Origin of the sequence: Acholeplasma laidlawii PG-8A (genome assembly GCF_000018785.1) — a bacterium.
Lineage (GTDB): Bacteria > Bacillota_I > Bacilli_A > Acholeplasmatales > Acholeplasmataceae > Acholeplasma > Acholeplasma laidlawii.
The window spans coordinates 242,422-263,485 of record NC_010163.1 but is presented as its reverse complement, the minus strand read 5'-3'; the positions used below and the strand labels follow the sequence as shown (position 1 = coordinate 263,485).

Sequence of the window (21,064 nt, the reverse complement as noted above, 5' to 3'; positions counted from 1 at the left end):
TTTATCTGTAGTAAGAAACATTACCAAGTACGACAGCTTTTTTTGCACCAGTTGCTGTAGGTAGATTGGACGGTTCTTGATACATTGTTTGATTGGCTAAAACAATAAATGCTAGAGCCTCTTTAAAATCACTTGACAAACCAATATCATCTGTGGATAAGACGTGTATTGGGTGTAGTTTTTTCTTTAATTGATCCATCATAAAGGTGTTATGAACACCACCACCGGAAATAATCAGTTCATCTACTTCGTGTTTATTTAAAACAAATTGTTCTATAGCTTTAACCATCGTGTCTGCTGTCGCTACGGTGAGTGTATGTAAGATGTCTTCTCTTGTATGATTATGATATCTTTTTATTAACTCTTTTGTGAAACTCACACCAAATTCTTCTCTACCACATGATTTAGGTGGTTGTAGTTTTAAGAATGGGTGTTGAAGTATTTCATCATATAATGCCTTAATAAGGTTTCCTTTTTTAGCAGTCTCGCCGAATGCATCATAAGGTTTATTAAAGAAATATTCCATCGCATAATTAATCATCATATTACCTGGACCTGTATCAAAGGCGTATACATCTTTTTCATGTTGAGTCTTTGGTAATACTGTAATATTAGAGATACCTCCAATATTTTGAATGATACGTGTTTTATCTTTATTTGATAGTAAAATATAATCTACAAAAGGAACAAGGGGTGCCCCTTGGCCACCTGCAATCATATCTGCTACTCTAAAGTCAGAGACGACAGTTGTTTGGGTTAACCCTGCAATCACAGATCCACTACCTAATTGAAGTGTGTTTGGATTACTTCCATCTTGTGTAGCACCTTGGTGGTAGACAGTTTGTCCATGCGATGCGATAAAACTCAAACTTGAAGGACTTAGCTTGTTGTCTTTACATAACTTAATCACACAGTCTGCATAAAGTCTACCAAGTTCAAAATTGAGACTCGATACGTCTCTTACCCTTAGTTCATTATCAATAGCCAGTTTCACTTTCTCTAAGATATCCTTGGGATAAGGAAAAGTTTCTGCTACGATGAGTTCAATTTTTGTATTAAGACCAGTACCTGAAATTGTTGCTATTGCAACATCTATACCATCTAATGATGTACCACTCATAATACCGCAAGCAAGTTTCGATTGGTTCATATGCCACCTCGTATTTTGGTTACGTTTTCATTATATAGTAAAGTCTTACTATATTTTTGTAAGCGCTTAATTTCGTTAGATTCTTTCACACTTAGAAAAATGTTTTCAAAAAAAGGGCACCTATTTTATAGGTGCCCTCATTTGAATTATCTTTTAAATTTTTTAATTGTTCTATATGTTGTCTCAAGTGCTTGAATCGAACGATCTATATCTGTGTATGCACATTTTGCATAAAGTGCATCCACCACGGACATCTGAGAAATACGTGAAGTCATCGCAGCACTTCTAAATTCTGATTCTAATGCTGAAGTGTATAACACAACATCCGAAATGTCGGCAAGGATGCTTGAACCAATTCTTGTGATACTAATAATTGGTGTTTTATTTTCTTTAGCAAGTAATGCTGAGGAAATAATTTCTTTAGTTTTACCAGAGTTTGATATGAAAATTACGACGTCTTTATTATTAATAAAGGATGCATCCACAAATTGGTCATGTGATTCACCTTGTGCCACACAAAATTTATTAATACGTCTTAATTTCATTTCTAAGTCTTTACATACTAAGAAACTTGATCCTTTACCAAAGATTAAGATTTTTCTAGCATTCATAATTAAGGATGCAGCTTTGGTATACGTTTTTTCATCATATAGATTAATGGTTTCTTCTAGTGCTCGAATATTATTTTCAATTGCCTTTTTTCCATTGTTTTGATCTTTAATTAAAATAACGTCAGTGTATTCACTTGTTTCAGGAATCTCTACTTTAGAGTTTGCAAGAATAAAATCGATTTTAAAGTCTTTAAAACCATTATAACCTAACTTTTTACACATTCTTACAACCGATGCCGGGGATGTGTAAGCCGCCTCTGCAATTTTCTCCACGCTAAAATCTTTGAGCAACGTCTTATTCTCAATTAAATAATCAAGAACAATACGTTCAGCCATACTTAGTGCTTCTTTATTTTTCAGCATGTTTAACATTACACTCATTTATCACTACACCTCATTTATCTTCCTCATCTATATTATAACATGAGTGAAACCGTTTTTATTAATCACACATTCACTTTTTTCTTCTAAATGATATTTAAGAGGCGGTTGTGTGAGGTTTAACGGTTTCATTCATCATATATGTTTAAAGATAAAATTTTAAATAGTTTACTGCATAAGTGTAGCATAGATAGGTTTAAATATTAATATGTTTTTATGCCTAATATTAATTACCTTGAGCAATGTTTCTAATGAGATCAAGAATGATTTTTACATCATTTTTGTGTACATTGTATGTGTAAGATTCACTAAATGGTGAGGTAGAATATTCAGCATTACCTTTAACACGAACTTGAATTTCATGTTGCCCAGGTGCAAGTAGTAAAGAAATTGTTTCTTTTGTTAAATATTGTTCTCTACCATTGATTTTTAACACATATTCCATATGTTCACTATTACCAGTAAAGTGGAATACACCTTCAGAATCTATAAATAATCCAGTTGGTGCTTCAAATGGAGTTCTTGTATCTGGGTAAGGTATTTCTACAAATACAGGTTCAAGGTCTCCTCTTGCAAATAGTAAACCGTTTGAAATTGAACGCATATGACCATCAGAGAATGTGTTTAATCCCTCATACTCACCTGTTTCACTATTTCTTAGTAACATGGTTGATGAACCACCACCATCTAAGTTAAAGGCAGTGACAGCACCATGCATTTTCATGAGTTCACCTAATTCGCTATATTTAACACCGTATTTACCTGATAAAGCATCTCTACCATCAACTACAATAAAGAATACTGTACCATCGGCTTTTTGGCCGATAGCTGTTCTAGGGTGTCTAAAGTGTGCCATATTATTACTTGGTAAACTCTTAAATGCTGCATGTTGTACAGCACCATCTTTAACGAGTAATTGGCCGGTTCCAATAGCGTTTCTAACATTTTCAAAACCATTTCCTAATAGTTCTTGAACTAAGATGGTATCTGAACTGGTAATTAAGTTATCATCTTGGAATGCCTTACCCACTAAAACAAAAGTCTTTTCTTCCATTGTATGAGCATCAGTTGTTTTTGAATCTAAGACCCCTTTAGAATAGTTGATGTTACCACTTGCATCTGATTTTAAATCACTAGCGTTAATGATCACTTTATGAAAATCAGCAGGAATTTCTGATGCATAGTTTTGGTGGAAAATAGCGATTTCTAAATCATTTTGAGGTAATTGATTGATACGATCAATCTTTAATCTCATCTTAAGTTCTTTATATTCATTTAATATGTTTAAATGTTGCCCTAAAAATGATGGGGTGCCATAAACCATATCGCCATCATCTGTAAACCCTACTGCATTTCGTCCATTCGTTGGTCCACGGTGCTTAACTTCAAAATTTACAATATGTGTATTAGATGCACGGCCGGTATTATTGATATCATAAAAGTCACCATTAACACCACCAACAAAATCTAGATGAGGAAATCTTTGTTTAGCAGTTTCAATATGTGCAACTAAATTAGACATACCCCATTCATAAGGTCTATAGTTATCACTAGCTATGATATTATAATCAGTTGTTTTAACGTTAACCCCTAAATAGTTATAATGTTGTGAAGTGACTTCTTCACCATAAGTCATCGTACCTACACGTTTAATGTGTTCGATACCATCTACATATCTTCTTTCACTAAGTTGGTGCTCAAATCTGAAAAGTTCTTGAGCTTGAGTACTTGGTGTAAAAGATAAAATAAGCATGATAGATACAAATATTGTGATTAATATTTTTTTCATATAGTTAGCCCCCTACTTATGCCGGTAAGACAAGTGAAACTTGTCCGATATTTGAGATAGTTAATGTCACTAAATATACAGTTTCACCGACTGTGATATCAAATATTACTTGTGTTAAATGATTTTCATCCACTCTAACTTGAAGACTAGAAATACTTGTCACACCATCTTCTAATCCAATAAATGAATCAAGTGTACTGTATTGGTCAGACTTCATAATAAACATCGTATCCCCATTAGCATCAAACTGGTCAAATTCAAATCCATAATATAATAAACTTGAAGATTTGAAATTTGATTCACTTACAACATATTCATCGCCTTGTTTCACATACATCTTTGATTTAGCACCAGAGTTATCATAATATGCTATATAATCTGCATCTACATATCTGATTTTAGTACCATCAAAAGACATTTGAACCACTGTATCTAATAGTGTTTGATGATCTCTAATTTTAATTTCTAGATCATAGTTATTCGCTTCTAAAAACTCGAATTTTCGATCAAAAATTTCTTGAGCTGTTGGCTCATTATCCTTATCACCTTCGTTATCACCAGTACATGCTACAAGTACCAGTGTAAATGAAAGTAATATCATTAATAATATTTTCTTCATTTTAATCCCTCTCTTTTATGTAATAAAAACGCTTTCAACTATATTCTACTTAATTTTGTATGAAAAAAATTTTGAATAGATGAATATTTAAAGAAAACAGCCCAATTTAAAATAAACTAGGCTGGTTTAAATGATTAATCTTGTATTTTATCAATATGTTTAACGACACGTCTAATAGAATAATTTTCAATTTTACTTCTCACTGTATTTAAGTGGGAATCTAAAATAACACGAACACTTTCTTGTATAGCTTCTACACTGGAAATAATGGTATTTGTTTTAGTTTTTATGTTCTCTAGTTGTGTTGTTATATGTCTAATAGAGTTTCCAATAATGTCTTCTTTGAACTTTTCAAAATCCTGAAGAATTTTTTCTGATTCTTGGAACTCTATTTTTTGGATTTCTTTGTTTGTTATAATGTCGGCATACTTCATACCGATAGATTCTAAAATACCTAATAAGGTGATGAAAAAATGAGGTCTAACAACATACATTTTTTCATAACCTGGTACAGAAAATATAGGAGCATCTGATTCATAATTATACTCTAGCTCACTTACTAAGATTGCATATTCTAGCTTTTTCTTATTTCTGTCATCATCTAATTTCTTATAGTGATCTGAGTTTTTCTTTTTGTTTTCAGATTCTAGTGCTTCACTCTTCATTTCTATCATGGCACTTGTTAATAAGATATCATGGGACTCATTGTTAAATACTTTAAAAATGTAGTCACCTTTTGTACCTTTAGAATCACCTTCTGTTTTGATGACCAAGTTATCTTTAGTAAATGTAGAGGTTTTAAATCCATAAAGAGACACATTTTTGAACTGCTCATCCACCAGATTTCTAGATTCTCACCTATAGTTTTAATATTTCTTGAACTTCTTTCTCTCTTTAATGCTTCAATTTCTTTTTCTTTTATAGAAATATCATCATTTAATTTTGCTAGTTTTTGGTTTAATTGTAGCTGATGTTCTATAATCATTTTTTCTTTCTCAGCCTGTAGAGATTGAATTAAAGTAACTTTTTGATTTATTTGGTCTTTATAGGTATTTTCCAAATTTTGCTTAATTTTAAGTTCAATTGTTTGAATTTCATTATTCAATCTTTGACGTTCTAATTCAAATTCTGATTTAAGAGCATTTGTAAGAATTTGTTCATTCTTTTTACTTAACTCGACTTGAGAAGACAATCTACCTTCCAAGTCTCGTTTATCCTGTATCAGTTTATTTTTTTCTAGTTCAAAGTTTCTTAATTGTTCATTAAGTTTTAATTGAATTTGTGAGTGGTTTTCTTTGATAACACCTTGTAGTAAGCGATTATAAGTTTCATCTTGTTGAGATTTAATACGTTCCATGATGAAAGTTTCATCCACAGAATGAAGAGATTTTAAGTCTATCGTGTCTCCAACTTGACCAGTTTCTTCAAGCATGAGCGTATGTGGATCTACGATTCTAACCTTTAACTTTGACATGTGTACCCCCTTTAAAATAATTAACCTATTAAAACCATTTTACCATACTTATATATTTAGAATAAAACCTTAAATATAAGTAGTCACTCATATAACTTCTAACCCTACCAATATTTAAGAAAGGTTTATCCAATATCTTTGAACTATTTTACCCTTTTCATTCATTACTTCATTATCTAGTACGCCACCATTTGAGCTGATTGCTCTGCAAGCAACCCTAAGGTACTTATTATCTAAATCATTAGTAATTGACGTTTACTCATTTTTACGGAAAGCCTAATAAAAAAGGTCCATACAACAAATGTATTAGACCCATCTATAATTTTATGGTGCTCGGGAAGGGATTTGAACCCTCACAGGATTTCTCCCACTACCACCTCAAGGTAGCGTGTATACCGTTTCACCACCCGAGCATACCTTATAAATATTATCATTTTAAGATAAGAAAATCAATATCATGATAAAAATAATGGAAGCAACACTAAAGTTTTCACTTTGGTTTAAATTGCTTCCATTATATTTAATTTATAGATTAATAATTATTCTACTGCAATGATGTATGAGTATACATCTTGTTTACCATTAATTGTTTCGACTTCACAGTCTTCATTAATAGATGCAACAAACTCAACTACCTTTTCAACTTCATCTTCACTAACGCCGTTACCAATGAACAGTGTTGCTATTTCTGAATCTTCAGTAATCATTGATTCTAATAAACTTGTTACTGCTTCATATCTATCTTTACAAGATACGATGATCTTAGATTTAGAAATACCGATGTAATCTCCATTTTTAACTTGAACGCCATGCATTTCAGTATCCCTAACTGCATATGTCACTTCACCGGATTTCATTTCATTGACAACATCCATCATCACATCAGTGTTTTCTTCGATGGTTGCAGTTGGGTCAAATGATATCATTGCTGAGTAACCTTGAGCTACAGTTTTAGTTTTTAATACAGATACATTTTGGTTTTCAGTTAAACTTGCAGCTTGTTCAGCCGTTAATATAATATTTGAGTTATTAGGTAAAATAATGACATTATCAGCATTAACAGCTTCAATTGCTTTAATGAAATCTTCTGTAGGTGGGTTCATTGTTTGACCACCATCAATAATCATATCTACGCCTAATTCTTTAAATGCAGTTTTTACGCCTTCACCTTGACCAACAGCAATTAAACCATATTTAGATCGTGGTTTTTTCACCGGTGCTAGTTCAGGTACAGCTTGTGAATGATCATGACCTGAATGGTCTTGACCTGTAATGTTACCATGTTGTGTACGCATGTTATCTACTTTGATCGTTTTCAATTCACCAAATTTTTGAGCAAGAGTTAATGCAACACCTGGTTGGTTAGTATGAACGTGAACTTTTAGTAAATCTTCGTCAGTTACTACAACTAATGAATCACCCATTTGTTCTAGTGGATTTCTAACGCTGTTAATATCAAAGTTTTCCCAATCAAATAATTGAACGATAAACTCTGTACAATAACCAAACTTGATATCCACTTCACCAAGGTTATGTGCACCCACATAATCAAGGTTTGCTTGAGGCATTGATTGAATAGCATCTAATTCACTTAGGATTTCTCCTTCAAGTGCCATTAACATACCTTCAATAATCTTAATGAAACCAGCACCACCACTATCAACTACACCAGCTTCTTTTAATACAGGAAGTAATTCCGGTGTTTTGATAAGTGTTTCTTTAGCTTGCATTAAGTAAGCTTTTAAAACGTCTTCGATTGATGTATATTTTTTTTGATCTTTTAAAACTCTTTCCGCTGATTCTCTAACCACAGTTAAAATGGTTCCTTCAACAGGATCCATAACAGCACGATATGCCATTTGGTAACCACCAACAAGTGCTTGAATAAATTCTTTAATTGTTAGTGAGCCATTATTGATTTTAGAAATTTCAGAATAGAGTCCTCTAAAGAATTGTGATAGGATAACACCAGAGTTACCTCTAGCGCCCATTAATAATCCTCTAGATAATATTTTTGATACATCAACGATAGAATTTGACTGATCTTGGGATACTTCTTTAACACCCGCCATCATTGTCATTTGCATATTTGTTCCCGTGTCACCATCTGGTACCGGAAACACATTAAGGTGGTCTACTTCTTTGTGGTTATTTTTTAAGTGGATTGCACCATTAGTAACCATTTTTTTAAACAGGTCACCGCTAATTTTCTTATTAGACATAATTTTCCTCCGATTCACCAAAATGTTTCGATGAATGATTGATTAAGTTTTATTTTCTTCTAGATGGTAAGAAACCAGTCTTGAACGTTATTTAGTATATCATACTTTTTTTAAAAAGCAATCATAATCTAATACATACGATTTACCTATATATTATATCATATTTTATAAGTTCAAGCTTTTTGCGTTAAATGTGTAAATAGTATGAAATTTTTCATTATTTATTTTATCAAGTTTTTTATTGCTTTTTATAATTTAATATGTTAAACTTAATAAGGCAATAAAAGGAGTGATACTATGGCAAAGTGCTATGTAACTGGTAAAACTACATCATTTGGTAATAAACGCAGTCATGCGTTAAACGCAAGCCGTCGTACATGGAAGGCTAACTTACAGACTGTCCGTATCAAAGATGAAAATGGAAATGTCAAAAGAGTTAAAATTTCAGCGAAAGCTTTAAAGAAATTAGAGTTAGAGCGCGTTTAATTCAAACCACATATTGTAGATAAACTAAGGCATTTAGATGCCTTTTTTTATTGTTCTTTTTTCGTATATACTACAAGAATAGATCCACTGTGTACTTTGATAGTGCCTTCACTGCTTTCAAGTTCATTTGAGATACCCAATCTATCAAACTTTTTTAACTTATAGCTATCTAGTTCATACTTAAAACCGTTTAACGTAATAATCGCCTGATTTTGACTGAAAATATTAATAAACCCGGTAAATTTAGTATGATGGATACCTTCACGATATTTAACAACGCTTGATTCACTTGTTATGATACTTACATCATCATAATCAAATAACAATAAAAGATTTGCATAACTATGTTCTAGTCTAGATCCACCAATACCACCTAATATATAGGTGTGCGCCGGATTTAAACTTAATGCATATTGGAGCGCTGCTTCAGTGTCTGTTATGTCTTTAACCGGATTTAAGCGTTTATAAGAGACTTTGTCGAGTAGACTGATATCACTTAAGGAATCAAAGTCTCCTATTGCTAAATCAACAAATACACCCTGTTTATAAGCATCAAAAAGCCCTTGATCGACTGCGATCACATAAGCGGGCTTTTTAATGATTTGTTTTAAGTTATTTGGTACAGGATGTACGATCAAATAGACGTTCATGACTATTTAAGTGATTCGATTCTTTCTTTACGATCTTCGTAATTAAAGATAAATGTACCTGCAACAACTATGGTTGCTCCTGCATCTTTGACTTGTTTTGCTGTAGAAACGTTAATACCACCATCTACTTGAATTTCGTAGTGATATCCGTTTTCTTCTTTAAGTTGTGCAAGTTCTTCGATTTTTTTCAATTGATTTTGGATGAATAATTGTCCACCATATCCAGGTTCAACACCCATGACTAATACAAGGTCTAGTTGACTTAAGTATGGTTTAATAAAATCTACATCTGTGCTTGGTTTAATTGCTAAACCAGCTTTTTTACCTAAATAAAGAATTCTGCGAATACTTTCTTTAAATCTGTTACATTCCGCATGGATTGTAATAAATTCTGTAGTTGGAAAGATTACTTTATCAATCCAATCTAATGGGTGCTCTACCATAAGATGAATATCCATTGGTAGTTTAGTGAGTTCACCAATTTGCGAAACTATCGCTGGTCCAAAACTAATGTTTGGTACAAAGTGGCCATCCATAACGTCCACATGAATATAATCCGAACCTTCCTCGATGGATTTAAGCTCGTCTTCCAAGCGTATAAAATTTGCTGTCAATATCGACGGTGCAACTTTCATTTTGTCCCCTCCTAATACTTTTCTTTTCTATTTTTTAATATTTCTACGAAATTTAAGTAACTATCATACCTTGATTGTAATATTTCTTTTGATTTGATTTTTTCTTTAACCATGCAATTAGGCTCGTTGATATGTAAACAACTATGACCAAACTTACACTGATCACTATACTTAGCAAAGTCTACAAAGTAGTCTTTTAGTGTCGTATAATCATGAAATTCAAAGTCTACTTTACTAAATCCTGGTGTATCACAAATATACCCACCACCAAACTCGTAGAGTTCAGAATGTCTGGTTGTGTGCTTTCCACGACCAAGAGCATCTGATATTTCTTGAGTTTTTAATTCTAGTTCAGGTCTAAGTGCATTTAAAAGTGTTGACTTGCCTGCGCCTGTTTGACCTGCTAAAATCGTGATTTTATCTTCAAATATACCATCTAATGTATCAATACCAATGCGTGCTTTACTATTAACATAATGTATATCGTAAAATGGTTCATAAAATTTTAAATCTTCTTTAAGAGATTTTAAATTTTCATCCGTCATTAAGTCTACTTTAGATACCACAATAACAGGTGTTAATTCATGATGTTTTAATATCACTAGAAATTTATCCAATAAATTAAAACTAAAATCCGGTCTCATGGCCGAAAAGACCAATAATACTTGATCAATGTTTGCAACATCTGGTCTAATAAGTTCATTTTTTCTTTCAAGCACTTCAGTAATCATGTACTGATCAGATTCAAAACTATAATGGATAATGTCACCAACTTTAGGACTTAAAACGATGTCTTTGACATCTTTTTTAGTGCTTTTTGTGATGTTCTTATTAAAGCTTGAGTCTTTATCCACTCTCACCTTTCTAAATTTACCCTTTGCATAACCTTCATACACTGTTTGCGTCTTAAGGTCTTTAAAGCTATATAAGCCTCCGATTAATTTAATTACACGTGCTTTATTCAAAAATGTAAGTATCTCCTTATAGATTTTGACTTCTTAATTGGCCACAAGCAGCATTAATGTCATGACCTTGTTCTTTTCTTAAAATTGCAGTGATTTTATGTTCTTTTAAAGTCTTGTGGAATGCTAAACGATTCTCAAGACTTGATCTTTGATAATCTGCTTCTTTAACGGTGTTATATGGAATTAAATTCACATAGACATTCATACCCTTTAAGAGTTTAGCTAATTCTACTGCAGTTTCTACACTATCATTTAAATCTTGAATCATAATATATTCAATTGTAACTCTTCTGTTAGTAACATGAATATAGTATTTGATTGCATCTACGACTTCTTCAACTTTGAATCTATCATTGATTTTCATTAATTTAGATCTAATTTCATTATTCGGTGCATGTAGCGAAACCGCTAAGTTTACTTGAATACCTAAATGAGCAAATTCTTTAATCTTAGGTACTAAACCAGATGTAGACACTGTAATATGTCTTGCACCAATTGCTAGTCCTTTAGGGTGATTTACAATGCTAATAAATTTAACAAAGTTCTTATAGTTATCAAATGGTTCACCAATACCCATAATAACAATACTAGACACTCTCACACCAGATTCTTTTTCTGCACGAATGATTTGTGCAACAATTTCACCTGCTGTTAAGTCTCTTTTTTTCTTTAATACACCAGATGCACAAAAACTACATCCAATGTTACATCCTACTTGAGTAGTCACACAGGCACTCATGCCATAGTTATGACTCATTAATACCGTTTCAATTAGATTCGCATCTTTTAAGTCAAATAAAAACTTAATTGTACCATCTGCACTGGTATTTTTGATCACTGTTTCAAGTCCTGCAAAGGTATAATTATCATTCAATAATTTAATGATGTCCTCTGGGATGTTATTCATTTCACTGAACGCCTCTATTTTTTGTTTATAGAGCCAGTTCCAAATTTGATCGGCTCTAAATTTCTTATAGCCGTTTTCTACGATGAATTCTTCTAATTCTTCGTATGTTAAATCATAAATTAGCATAATATTATTCCTCACTTGTTATTATACAAGATTTTGATAATTTTTCATATGGTGAAATAGAAATCAAGTTATGCTCTAAATACTGCTTTAAAATTGAATTCTAATCTGTTTTGAATGGATTTGAGTGCTTTTTCTACATCTAATTTTTCTAATGTTTTTTCTTTATTATTAAATGTCATTGAGATTGCTAGTGAGTGATATCCTTCTTCAATATTTGATCCACTATACACATCAAACACTTCAATGTTGGTTAATAGTTTTCTAGCTGTTTGTTTAATAATACCTAAAATATCACTAATTGGATAGTCTTTAGATACTACAAATGAGATATCTCTTTGGATGGATGGATACTTAGAAATACTTTCAAAAATCATTGGTGCTTTTGTTGTAATTAGTTGAGATAAGTCTAATTCTAATACATAAGCATCTTTAATATCATAAGCTTCATCAGTTAATGGGTGTGTTTTACCAATGACCCCAACAAGTAAATCCCCTACATAAACATCGCCTTGGATACCAGGGTGTAGGGCAGCTACATTAGAAGATTGTTTCACATCAAATGAGACATTTAGTGTCACACCAATGTGTTCTAAGATACCTTTTAATGTATAGAAGTCTGATTTAATATCACGTTTTAAGTAGTTAGAATCTAGTAAATTACCATTGATTAATACTGCTAAATGATTTTTTTCGACATCTTTTGCAAAGACGTGACCCATTTCAAATAGTGTAATGTGTGACATTTGTCTTGATAAATGATAGTTTAAGTTCTTTAGTAACCCTGGTATTAAGGATTGACGTAAAATCTTACGGTCATCACTTAGAGGCATTAAAATACTTACTGATTCGCCAACTTTAGCAAATGACTCAATATCTGATTCTGATACTAAACTATAGTTAATCACTTCATTTAAGCCTAAACCCACTAATGTTTGTTTAAGTGCCCTATTCATTTTTTGACTATAAGATAGTTCACCTAATAAGTTTGGTTGAAGTTTCTTACCTTCAATATGGTGATACCCATAAACACGTAAGACTTCTTCAATAACATCTGCTTCAATTAAGATATCTTTTCTATAACCAGGTGCTTGAACTAATAATGTTTTGTTATCTATTTTTGTTTCATAGTTTAACTGAGCAAGTATATCATGTAATTCATTATCATTTAACTTAGTACCTAATAAACCATTTACGTTTTCTAAGGATAGTTCAACCCAAGGGTTTTCTTCTTTTACATTTGTTTTTGATGAAATACCTGAATACACTTTAGCATCTGCTAACTCAACAAGTAGTTGAGTAGCCGCTTCTAAACCAATACGTACTCTTTTTTGATCAATACCACGTTCAAAGCGTAGTGATGAATCACTTCTTAAATCTAAACGTTTAGATGTTTTAGCAATCACACTTGGATTAAACTGTGCTGCTTCAAGCATGATTTTTGTTGTATGATCATCAATACCAGATTCTAATAAGCCCATCACACCACCAAGTGCGATTGGTTTTTTACCATCTGTAATGACGATGTCTGACGGTTCTAATACACGTGAAACTTCATCTAATGTAACAACTTCTTCACCTTGATGCGCTTGACGTACTAAAATTGTATTTGAATTCACTTTGTTTGCATCAAATGCATGAAGTGGTGTACCGTAAGTAATTAAGATGTAGTTTGTAATATCTACAACGTTATTAATCGGACGAATATCGCTTTGAATTAGTGCGTTTTTTAACCACCATGGACTTTCTTTAATCACAACATCCATAACTCTTAAATCATATGTTAAACAGTTATTTGTGTCGAGTACGACTTGAACATCATGTTTATGTGCTGCTTCTTTAAATGTTGGTTTTGGAATATGTACCTTTTTATTAGTCATTGAAGCTAAATCATAAGCAAACCCTAAGTGAGATAATAAATCCCCTCTATTAGGTGTTAATCCTAAAAGTAGTTTCATTCCATCAAGACCAAGTGCTTTAAGTGCATCCTCACCAGGTGTTACCTTTTGGCTAAAATTGTAGATGCCATCTTTATATTGAGCTGGTACGTGTTTTTCATCAAATCCTAATTCTTTTAATGAACAGATCATACCGTTTGATGTTTCACCACGAACGACTGCTGCTTTAATTTCAAAATTACCTGGTAATACAGAACCTACTTGAGCAACAATAACATATTGCCCGCTGCGCACGTTTGGTGCCCCACAAACGATGTCTAAAACTTCACTACCAATATTAACTGTAGTTTTGCTTAAAGTATCGGCATTTGGGTGTTTAACACATGTCTCAACATAACCTACTACAAGTTTAGTCGATGAATTTAATGCTAAATAATCATCGACTTCGATGATTTGTTGATTGGTCTTTTCATATAAATCATTTGGTACTTCAATAAATTGTTTTAATATATTATCTAATATAAACATTATAAGACTCCTTTAAATTGATTTAAGAAGCGTAGATCATTAGTATAAAATTGACGAATGTCATCGATTTTATATTTTAAGATGGCAATACGTTCAAGTCCAATCCCAAAAGCAAACCCACGGTATACTTTAGGATCATATCCACCCATAGTTAACACATTTGGGTGTACCATACCAGCACCTAAAACTTCGATCCACTCTGTTTTACCATCACTGTCCACATAAGATACATCGACTTCAACAGATGGTTCAGTAAATGGGAAGTAAGATGGTCTTAAACGAATCGTTCTTTCTTCACCAAAGATATGACGTGCCATACCAAGTAGCGTTTCTTTAAGGTGTGCAAATGTCACATCCTTATCAATGACTAAACCTTCACATTGCATAAATTGGTGTGAGTGCGTACGATCATCTGGATCTCTTCTATAGGTTTTACCTGGAGCAATAATTGCGATTGGTTGCCCCTTTGATTTTTCCATATAGCGTGCTTGAATTGGAGATGTATGTGTTCTTAGTAATGTATTTTGAGTTACATAAAAAGAATCATGCATTTCTCTAGCAGGGTGATCACTTGCTAGATTCATCATTTCAAAGTTATATTTATCTAACTCTAGTTCTGGACCTTCAGCAACTTTATAGCCTAAACCAATAAAGTAATCTTCTAAATCTTGAGTCACTAATGTTAATGGGTGTAAGCTACCTTTTTTAAAGTTTAACCCTGGCATTGTAACATCAAGTGTTTCTTTTTTTAATTGTTCATTCATTGCTATTGTAAGTAATATGTTTTTTTGATCACTAATTACTTGTTCTATTGCAACCTTTGCATCATTGATCCATTGACCAAACTTAGGTTTTTCTTCATTTGGTAAAGTTCTAATTAGAGACATTTGAGATGTTAAAATACCATTTTTTCCTAGATACTCAACTCTTAATGCTTCTAAATCATTTAATGTTAAATCCGGATGGATTTTATCATTTAATGATTTAACAATCGAATCTATTTTTTCCTTCATTTTCTATAATTCTCCTTATCAAATTTAAAATAAAAGTCCTTAGACGTATAAATATACGCTAAGGACGATCAATCGCGGTACCACCTTAGTTCCAAGAAAAATCTTGGCACTTAATTTCTTGTAACGTAAGATCTACGGAAAGGATTTTACCCCTTCACTCCATAACCGAATTCAAATATATGTTTCTTAAGTGGCTTCCACTATCCCACTTTATCGCTTGTTAAGAATTGAATATATTTTACTGCTGTTATATCAACGTTTTAATTATTATTTCTACCCATGACTGTAACTGCTAATCTTAGGATATTATAATATATCCATATTAATGTTACCATAAAACCTAAAGAAACAGTCCATTCATAGTGTTTTGGAAGTCCCATTTTTACAACACTATCAGCACGGTCAAAGTCAAGAGTTAACATTAAAGCACCCATAACGATTAAAATTAAGCTGATTGCTATTGTAACTTCGTATGAGAAGAATCCATTAATATATTCAGGATTGACTAAACCTACAATACCAACGATTAAAGATCCAACTAATACAGTTAATAATGCACCAAATACAACAGATCTTAAAAGGTTAGACCCTCTTAATAAACCTGTATTATATAGTGTGAACATCACACCGAATACAAGTGCTGTACCAAGGAGTGCAATGGAAGCAACACCTGGGAAGTACATTTCTAACACCCAAGTTAAAAGTCCGTATGTAAAACCTTGTAGTACTGCATATAAAATACTCATAGGTGCAGCTAGTTTAGGTACAAACATTGCAAGTAATACTGATATGAATGCAAAGATACCTGAACTAATTAAAATACCAAATAATAAACCTTCTGGCATCACTTGTGCTAAGAAGATAGATGCAAAACCAGTGATTAAGGATATGACTACAAGAGTAATCGTTTTTAATGTAATACCTGATTTTGTTGCAACTTCTAAGTTATCAGTAAATGCTTGTTTTTCCAAGTTTGTAAATACTGGATTTGAACTACGCATATTCGTTTCACCTCTTCATCATTTTTCAAGATTATTATAACTTTATTTTAACATTTTAAATAAATAAGTCTTTAATATGTGTAATTTTATACAATTAGTATTTATGAGCAAATAACCCATGATCAAGTTCACTACTTACATCTGCTAAGTCATCAAATGCGCCAGCTAAATCTAATCTTTCAAATACTGTCTTGTTTAACTTTCCACGTACTCTTGCATCTTCTTTTGAATTATAAGGTTTTTCTTCTCTATTTTCAACAATATTGATTGCAGCTTGTAACCCAAGGCCATCAATACTTGAAAAAGGCATACGTAATCCATTTTTTTCCATCACAAACTCTTTAGCGTGTGATTTTTTAATGTTGACCGGTAAAAACTTAAATCCACGCTTAGTCATTTCAAGTGCGACTAAAAGTGTCACAATCACATCCTGGTCTTTTGCAGTAATGTTATTGTCATTTCTTAAAGTATTAATTCTGTTTCTAATTGCATTTGTACCTGCAACCATAATGTCATGCTCAAATTGCACAGCACGTTTACTAAAGAAACTTGAATAGAATAACAATGGACTATAGACCTTAAACCATGCAATACGCATTGCCATAATCACATATGCAGTCGCATGCGCTTTAGGGAACATATACTTAATTTGAGATGCACTCCATATATACCAATCAGGTATCTTACTTGCTTTCATCTCATTTTCATATTCAGCCCATTTTTTAGGGTTTGATGAAGGTTTACCCTTTCTGACAAACTCCATAATTTCAAATGCTTTAGCTTCTTTCATACCACGGTCAGATAACTCCACCATAATATCGTCTCGACAACCAATAATGTCATCGAATGAAATTTTCCCAAATTGGGTTGAACCTAATACAAGTTCTTGTGAGTTTTTTAACCACACGTCTGTACCGTGTGATAGACCAGATATTTTAACCAAACCTGCAAATGTTGAAGGTCTTGTTTGTTGTAACATTTGTCTTGTAAATGGTGTACCAAATTCTGGAATTGCATAACTTGCAATATCACCATAAACATCATCTTTATCTTTTAATCCAATCACCGAGGTATCTTGGAATAAACGGTAGACATTTGGATCATCCAGTGGAATGTCTTGTGCATTATCAAAAGGGAAATCCTCTGGATGCTCTTTAACATAGTCCATTAAGAATTTGATCATGGTTGGATCATCGTGACCTAGAATATCTAGTTTTAGTAAGTTATCTTCAAAGGCATGGTAATCAAAATGTGTTGTCTTCCATGCACTATTGACATCATCTGCTGGATATTGAATTGGTGTGACATCATAAATAGATTTATCCTTTGGTACAACAACAATCCCACCAGGGTGCTGACCAGTTGAACGTTTCACACCTTCAATACCTTTAGCTAGACGCTCAATATATGCACTTCTTGCATCTTTACCTAGGTATTCTAAATAACCTTTAACATAACCAAATGCGTTACGTTCAGCAACTGTTTGAATGGTTCCTGCTCTAAAGGTATATTCTTCACCTAATAGTTCTCTAACATAATCATGTGCTTTAGATTGATAATCTCCACTAAAGTTTAAGTCGATATCAGGAATTTTATCCCCATCAAAACCTAAGAAGGTTTCAAACGGAATATCATGACCATCTTTATGCATGAGTTCCCCACAAATAGGACACTTCATATCTGGTAGGTCATAACCTGATTTGACATGTTTTAATACTTCGATGAACGGTTCATCTCTAGCATCTACACCTTGTTCATAGATTTCTTCATCGGTTAATTTAAAAACTGCATATTCACCCTTCTTACAACGGAAATGCGGTCTTAAAGGGTTGACTTCTGTAATATTCATTAAGGTTGCTACAAGTGAAGATCCAACAGATCCTCTAGAACCTACTAAGTAGCCATCATCTAATGATTTTTTAACTAATAAATGAGAAATAAAGTAAATGGGTGCAAATTGGTTATCAATAATATTGGTTAATTCTCTTTGAACTCTACCTAATACATATGGATGTATTGGATCACCATATAATCTTTTAGCTTCATTCATAACCATTTCTTCAACATGTTCTTTAATTGAAGGAATACCTAATGTATCTTTAAATGCGTGATCTTTAATAGAGTACAGTTCTTTAGGAAAAGCTCGTACATTCTCAAACATATCACTTAACTTGTTCGTATTCGTAACTACTATCTCATAAGCTGTTTGTTGATCTAAAAATGAGAATGCATCCAACATTTCAGTGGTTGTTAGAAGATGTTGGTCTGGTGAAGTTTCATAGTTTGCAAGTGGGTGTAGTCCACCACCAACAGATTTTGTTTGAATGTATATTTCTCTATATTTTTTATCCTCTGGATTTAAATAGTGGGCATTAGAAGATGCGATCACTATTTTATTTTGCTCTTTTGCATAGGTAATAATCTTTTTAATTGCTGCTTGAATGACTTCTCTACCGAGTGCACCGATTTCTTTTTCTAGATGCAGGTATGCATTAAGTGGTTGTACCTCAATATAGTCATAAAATGAGATTGCTTCTTTTAATTGTTCATCATTTAAATTAAGTGCAGCTTCAAATACTTCACTATGTTCGGTTCCACTACCAATTAATAAACCTTCTCTATATTTTAGAAAGGCAGATTTTAATAATCTTGGGCCACCGTCAAAGTGTGTAGTTAAGGCATCAGATACCAATTTGAATAAGTTTTTATAACCTTCTTGAGTTTGAGCTAGAACAGTGGCGTATTTGGGAATTGGATGACGCCATACTTCATTCATATCAAGGGATGCTTGTAATTCAAAATAACTATATATTTCTTCTTTATAGAAATCTTGTAGCATGTTTAAAAACACTTCTGCAGTTGCATAGGCATCATAGATAGCACGGTGATGTGCTTCTAGATTGACTTTAAAGAACTTCGTTAAAGCTTTTAAGTTAAATCTTTTTAGATCGGGAATATTGCCAGCATCATTGACATAGAATCTTGCATGGTTCTTTTCTTTATTCGTGTTGTTATAAAAGTATCTTGCAATATTTAAAGTATCTATAACTGCAAACGGTTCATGTTGTAGACCAAGTAATCTAGATTTTTCATAGATAAAGCCGATATCAAAGGATGCATTATGAGCAACTAATACAGTGCCCTTAATAAATTCTAAGAAGGTCGGTAATACTTCTTCAATGGTTTTTTCGTTTTCAACCATTTCATCTGTAATATTTGTAATACGTTTTGTAGTTTCACTTAACTGCTCTTCAGGATTAATTAAGACTTCAAAACGTTCTGCAATAAATCCACCTCTGACTTTATATGCAGCAATTTCTATGATTTTATCTCTTGTAAATGAAAAACCTGTGGTTTCAATATCAAAAACCGTGTAGACTGCTTCTTTAAGTAAAATATCTTCATGATAGTCTTTAGCAACCCAAAAAGCTTCATCGTCAACATAATCTAGTTGAACACCATATATTGGTTTAATCTTTTTACCTTTAATTGCTTTATGTAGTTCAGGATAAGCATATAAACCATTTCTATCAGTAATCGCAAAAGCTTTATGTCCCCAACTTTCTAGGGTTTCTACATAATCGGTAATTGAGGTGACTGCATCCATAGGTGATGCTTTGGTATGGATATGAAACTCGACACGCTTTTCTTTTGCTTTATCGATACGTTCAAACTTTTTAGGTCGCTCGATTTGATAAAAGGCTGTTGCCATGATTGTGACTTCTTTTTGGAAAGTGTCATATTCTGCACGACCAGATACTTGGATAATATCTCCAACTTTAACTTCTTTGGCTAAAGCAACATCTTTAGGTGCTCTTACAAATCTTTTGACTGTAATTGCATCATCCTTGTCAAAAATAGACATCGTTAAAAGGTTTGTATTCTTAAGTTCTCTAACCTCAGTTTTAAACACTTCACCTTCAATTAAAAAGTTTACATCGCCTTTTTCATTTTGGTATTTATCAAGTTCATAGGCACTCTTAGGTATTTCACTAATAGCTACAGCAGATGGACTAGATTTTCTATTAAATGTTGTCTTTTTATCTAAAATGACAGCATCAGCTGTTTTAACTAGACGCTCCATACTCTCTTTTTGAGATTCAATGGTTTGTCTTACTTGTTCAGCAACCGGGATTAAATCCTCATTAACCTTCAGTGTAAAATCAACATCTAAACCATGTTTTTTAAAGTATTTCTTTAATTCTGGTAGATATTTTTTTAACCCTCTACTATCTTTTTCAATTAAAATTGTATAGATGTTATTTTCATATTCAACTGTGTAATTTTTAAAAATAAGTACGGGTTGAAAAATTTCAGAAGCTTTATGAATTAAAGCTTCATAATAAGTTTTATAGTGTGCTGATAAATCTGCTTGTTTAAATGTGAACTGGTAGTCTACACGTGAAACAACATCCTTTTTTAAAAACAATGTTTGTAGTTGATTGGTAAATAAACTCATTTCACTTGGTAACATCAATTCATCAAATGTTATATCAAATATTAAGGTTTTTTCTCGTACCTTTACAGTAACTGAATTTAAATATGCAGTAGATAATGGGTGTGTATTTAATTGTGCTTGTTGTAAGAATAGATCAAACTTGGTTGACATGAT

Annotated in this window: 16 protein-coding genes, 1 tRNA gene and 1 other annotated feature; of the genes, 1 reads left to right on the top strand and 16 read right to left on the bottom strand. The window is 32.4% G+C overall.

Translation table 11 applies throughout. The features are described 5' to 3' along the window. Nucleotide 1: 1 nt before the first annotated feature. From anmK to ACL_RS01260, 8 genes are all read right to left on the bottom strand, one after another. Complete coding sequence (gene anmK, locus ACL_RS01295; protein ID WP_012242219.1) at nt 2-1,150, bottom strand: anhydro-N-acetylmuramic acid kinase AnmK; 1,149 nt, start codon at nt 1,148-1,150, stop codon at nt 2-4. Nucleotides 1,151-1,296: 146 nt separating this feature from the next. Then, a complete protein-coding gene (locus ACL_RS01290; RefSeq protein ID WP_012242218.1) occupies nt 1,297-2,142 on the bottom strand; it encodes a MurR/RpiR family transcriptional regulator in 846 nt (281 codons plus the stop codon). A gap of 226 nt (nt 2,143-2,368) precedes the next feature. Beyond that, the gene (locus ACL_RS01285; protein WP_012242217.1) at nt 2,369-3,931 is read right to left on the bottom strand and encodes a phosphodiester glycosidase family protein; all 1,563 of its coding nucleotides are present in this window, start codon (nt 3,929-3,931) and stop codon (nt 2,369-2,371) included. 16 nt (nt 3,932-3,947) lie between these two features. Beyond that, the gene (locus ACL_RS01280; RefSeq protein WP_012242216.1) at nt 3,948-4,550 is read right to left on the bottom strand and encodes an outer membrane protein assembly factor BamD; all 603 of its coding nucleotides are present in this window, start codon (nt 4,548-4,550) and stop codon (nt 3,948-3,950) included. A 134-nt stretch (nt 4,551-4,684) separates the two neighbouring features. Further along, entirely contained in the window at nt 4,685-5,323 is a 639-nt protein-coding gene (locus tag ACL_RS01275; protein ID WP_041633742.1) for a DUF2130 domain-containing protein, read from the bottom strand. Beyond that, entirely contained in the window at nt 5,233-6,024 is a 792-nt protein-coding gene (locus ACL_RS07505) for a hypothetical protein (RefSeq protein WP_012242214.1), read from the bottom strand. Before ACL_RS07505 ends, ACL_RS01275 begins: the two co-directional genes overlap by 91 nt. A gap of 327 nt (nt 6,025-6,351) precedes the next feature. Beyond that, a tRNA-Leu gene (locus tag ACL_RS01265) sits at nt 6,352-6,437 on the bottom strand. A gap of 126 nt (nt 6,438-6,563) precedes the next feature. After that, on the bottom strand, nt 6,564-8,246 hold the full coding sequence (locus tag ACL_RS01260; protein WP_012242213.1) for a DAK2 domain-containing protein: 1,683 nt from the start codon (nt 8,244-8,246) through the stop codon (nt 6,564-6,566). A 297-nt stretch (nt 8,247-8,543) separates the two neighbouring features. On the opposite strand from ACL_RS01260, the gene rpmB reads away from it, so the two are divergent. Further along, nucleotides 8,544-8,732: a 50S ribosomal protein L28 gene (gene rpmB, locus ACL_RS01255; protein WP_012242212.1), complete on the top strand. Its 189-nt coding sequence runs from the start codon at nt 8,544-8,546 to the stop codon at nt 8,730-8,732. 47 nt (nt 8,733-8,779) lie between these two features. On the opposite strand, the gene ACL_RS01250 is transcribed toward rpmB, so the two are convergent. The 8 genes from ACL_RS01250 to ACL_RS01215 all read right to left on the bottom strand — a co-directional run bounded on the left by ACL_RS01250 (nt 8,780) and on the right by ACL_RS01215 (nt 21,061). Next, nucleotides 8,780-9,382, bottom strand: a complete 603-nt coding sequence (locus ACL_RS01250) for a thiamine diphosphokinase (RefSeq protein WP_012242211.1) — start codon at nt 9,380-9,382, stop codon at nt 8,780-8,782. A gap of 2 nt (nt 9,383-9,384) precedes the next feature. Then, complete coding sequence (gene rpe / locus ACL_RS01245; protein ID WP_012242210.1) at nt 9,385-10,017, bottom strand: ribulose-phosphate 3-epimerase; 633 nt, start codon at nt 10,015-10,017, stop codon at nt 9,385-9,387. Between the two features lie 11 nt (nt 10,018-10,028). After that, the gene (gene rsgA, locus ACL_RS01240) at nt 10,029-10,982 is read right to left on the bottom strand and encodes a ribosome small subunit-dependent GTPase A (protein WP_041633739.1); all 954 of its coding nucleotides are present in this window, start codon (nt 10,980-10,982) and stop codon (nt 10,029-10,031) included. 16 nt (nt 10,983-10,998) lie between these two features. Next, complete coding sequence (rlmN, locus tag ACL_RS01235; protein ID WP_012242208.1) at nt 10,999-12,015, bottom strand: dual-specificity RNA methyltransferase RlmN; 1,017 nt, start codon at nt 12,013-12,015, stop codon at nt 10,999-11,001. Nucleotides 12,016-12,083: 68 nt separating this feature from the next. Continuing rightward, the gene (gene pheT, locus ACL_RS01230) at nt 12,084-14,438 is read right to left on the bottom strand and encodes a phenylalanine--tRNA ligase subunit beta (protein ID WP_012242207.1); all 2,355 of its coding nucleotides are present in this window, start codon (nt 14,436-14,438) and stop codon (nt 12,084-12,086) included. Further along, nucleotides 14,438-15,451: a phenylalanine--tRNA ligase subunit alpha gene (pheS, locus tag ACL_RS01225; protein WP_012242206.1), complete on the bottom strand. Its 1,014-nt coding sequence runs from the start codon at nt 15,449-15,451 to the stop codon at nt 14,438-14,440. Before pheS ends, pheT begins: the two co-directional genes overlap by 1 nt. A gap of 57 nt (nt 15,452-15,508) precedes the next feature. Further along, nucleotides 15,509-15,716 (bottom strand) — a binding site (T-box leader). Beyond that, the gene (locus tag ACL_RS01220) at nt 15,712-16,452 is read right to left on the bottom strand and encodes a Bax inhibitor-1/YccA family protein (protein WP_012242205.1); all 741 of its coding nucleotides are present in this window, start codon (nt 16,450-16,452) and stop codon (nt 15,712-15,714) included. Its footprint overlaps the feature before it by 5 nt. A gap of 94 nt (nt 16,453-16,546) precedes the next feature. Beyond that, the gene (locus ACL_RS01215; RefSeq protein ID WP_012242204.1) at nt 16,547-21,061 is read right to left on the bottom strand and encodes a PolC-type DNA polymerase III; all 4,515 of its coding nucleotides are present in this window, start codon (nt 21,059-21,061) and stop codon (nt 16,547-16,549) included. Between the last annotated feature and the right edge of the window lie 3 nt (nt 21,062-21,064).

What these genes read in the sequence shown, in the direction of transcription:
- anmK (WP_012242219.1), bottom strand. Translation starts at nt 1,150, where the DNA reads ATGAACCAATCGAAACTTGCTTGCGGTATTATGAGTGGTACATCATTA.
- rpmB (WP_012242212.1), top strand. Translation starts at nt 8,544, where the DNA reads ATGGCAAAGTGCTATGTAACTGGTAAAACTACATCATTTGGTAATAAA.
- pheT (WP_012242207.1), bottom strand. Translation starts at nt 14,438, where the DNA reads ATGTTTATATTAGATAATATATTAAAACAATTTATTGAAGTACCAAAT.
- pheS (WP_012242206.1), bottom strand. Translation starts at nt 15,451, where the DNA reads ATGAAGGAAAAAATAGATTCGATTGTTAAATCATTAAATGATAAAATC.
- ACL_RS01220 (WP_012242205.1), bottom strand. Translation starts at nt 16,452, where the DNA reads ATGCGTAGTTCAAATCCAGTATTTACAAACTTGGAAAAACAAGCATTT.
- ACL_RS01285 (WP_012242217.1), bottom strand. Translation starts at nt 3,931, where the DNA reads ATGAAAAAAATATTAATCACAATATTTGTATCTATCATGCTTATTTTA.
- ACL_RS01260 (WP_012242213.1), bottom strand. Translation starts at nt 8,246, where the DNA reads ATGTCTAATAAGAAAATTAGCGGTGACCTGTTTAAAAAAATGGTTACT.
- ACL_RS07505 (WP_012242214.1), bottom strand. Translation starts at nt 6,024, where the DNA reads ATGTCAAAGTTAAAGGTTAGAATCGTAGATCCACATACGCTCATGCTT.
- rlmN (WP_012242208.1), bottom strand. Translation starts at nt 12,015, where the DNA reads ATGCTAATTTATGATTTAACATACGAAGAATTAGAAGAATTCATCGTA.
- ACL_RS01280 (WP_012242216.1), bottom strand. Translation starts at nt 4,550, where the DNA reads ATGAAGAAAATATTATTAATGATATTACTTTCATTTACACTGGTACTT.
- ACL_RS01250 (WP_012242211.1), bottom strand. Translation starts at nt 9,382, where the DNA reads ATGAACGTCTATTTGATCGTACATCCTGTACCAAATAACTTAAAACAA.
- rpe (WP_012242210.1), bottom strand. Translation starts at nt 10,017, where the DNA reads ATGAAAGTTGCACCGTCGATATTGACAGCAAATTTTATACGCTTGGAA.
- ACL_RS01290 (WP_012242218.1), bottom strand. Translation starts at nt 2,142, where the DNA reads ATGAGTGTAATGTTAAACATGCTGAAAAATAAAGAAGCACTAAGTATG.
- ACL_RS01215 (WP_012242204.1), bottom strand. Translation starts at nt 21,061, where the DNA reads ATGTCAACCAAGTTTGATCTATTCTTACAACAAGCACAATTAAATACA.